1 protein-coding gene is annotated in these 1,802 nt (G+C 61.7%); it reads right to left on the reverse strand.

All coding sequences use genetic code 11. The features are described 5' to 3' along the window. The coding region (glnE, locus tag JNL55_RS37030) for a bifunctional [glutamate--ammonia ligase]-adenylyl-L-tyrosine phosphorylase/[glutamate--ammonia-ligase] adenylyltransferase (protein ID WP_293867091.1) at window positions 1–1,802 on the reverse strand (1,802 nt) is incomplete at both ends.

Below are 1,802 nucleotides of genomic sequence, written 5' to 3' on the forward strand. Positions count from 1 at the left end.
GTCATTTGCGCCCAGGCCAGCGACAATGTTTCTTGCACGATCAGCTCGGCAATGTCGGTCAAGCGATCGCTGACCTTCATCAACGGCAGACCGGCGGTGAGATCCGCCACCGCCACTCGAAACATCGCGGCACTCTGGAACTGACGCAGGATTTCCACCTGGCGTTCCGGATCCTCGTGCTGCATCCGACCGCGTGACGATGCCAGATCTTTGGCGAACTGCTCGCGCGACGGCGCTTCTTCGACGAAGCGCTCATCGATCAACTCGTCCAGCAACAGCGGTTGGGCGGCGATCTGGTCGGCCAGGAACTGGCTGTGCGAACACAACTCCACCAATCGATGCAGCGCCGAGACATTCTCAGTCAGCAGCGCGAGATACGCCGTGCGCCCAGCGATCCTCTCGAAGATTCGCAAGGTCCTGGCCAGCGTCATCGTCGGAGCGGCATCGGACGCCAGCATGGGCAGGATTCGAGCCAACAAATCTCGTAAGCGACGACGCCCGGTTTCATCAAGACGCCGGTAATAAGTGCTGGTTCGCAGCTCTTCCAACCGAGCATTGATGGGATCCGGATCGGCCACCCCACAGCTGACGATCATGCGCGAGCGATCGGCCACCTCGGCATCCAGATCGAACGTGGACGCCAGCGTGGCAATGCCGTCGGTGCGCTCGGCCGGACCAAACATGGTTTGGGTGAAATAGCGCTCGACCCGCTGCCGATGAGCATTGGTTGTGGCGGCTAGTTCGTCCCAGCTCGGCACATTCATCGCGAGCGCCAACCGCTCACGCGCCACCGCATCTTCAGGCAGTTGATGAGTCTGCTCGTCGTTCCATTGCTGTAGACGATTCTCTAGTACGCGCAAGAACGTGTACGCAGCCTGCAGCTCCTGGACTGCGCTTTCGCGCAGCAGCCGTAGCCCGGCGAGCTGCGGCAGGATGGTTTGCAACTCGCGGCCTTGCAGCCGTCGATCGCTACCGCCGCGAATCAACTGAAACGCTTGCACGATGAACTCGATCTCGCGAATACCGCCGGGGCCGAGTTTGACGTTGTCCTGGAGTTCGCGACGCTCCACCTCGCGCGCAATCATCGCCTTCATGTCACGCAGCGACTCGAATACGCTGAAGTCGAGATAGCGACGGTAAACGAACGGCCGCAATGCTTCGTCATAGAGCGACGGGAACTGTTCCGTCGCCGTCAAGGCACGCGCTTTGACGTAGGCATATCGTTCCCAGTCGCGACCGTGCTGTTGCAAGTAATGTTCGAACGACGCGAAGCTCAGCGCCACTCGCCCGCTGTCGCCGAACGGTCGCAAGCGCAGGTCGACGCGATAGACAAACCCGTCGACCGTCGGCGTCGCCAACTGCTGCACCACCTTCTGGCCCAGCCGCAGGAAAAACTCGGCGTTGTCGATGGCACGCGCGCCGTCCGTTTCGCCGTCTTCCGGATACAGCAGGATCAGATCGATGTCGGACGAGTAGTTCAGCTCGCGCCCGCCCAACTTGCCCATGCCCAAAACCATCAGCGTCTGCACCTCGCCGCTCTCTGCACCGCGCGGCGTGCCATAGCGTGCGACCAGAGCTGCGTACATGCGCCGGTTGACCAGATCGATACAAACATCCGCGAGCTTCGACAGGTCGTGCAGCGTCTCATCGAGCGTCGCCCAACCGGCGATGTCACGCCAGGCGATGCGGACCATGTGTCGCCTGCGAAAACGGCGCAGCGATTCCATCAGGTCGGCGTCCGACTCGCCTCGAACTCGCGCTTCGATTTCCTGCGCCAACCAATCGGCGGGCGCGCGCTCGAA

This window comes from Steroidobacter sp., from assembly GCF_016790065.1.
GTDB lineage: Bacteria > Pseudomonadota > Gammaproteobacteria > Steroidobacterales > Steroidobacteraceae > Steroidobacter.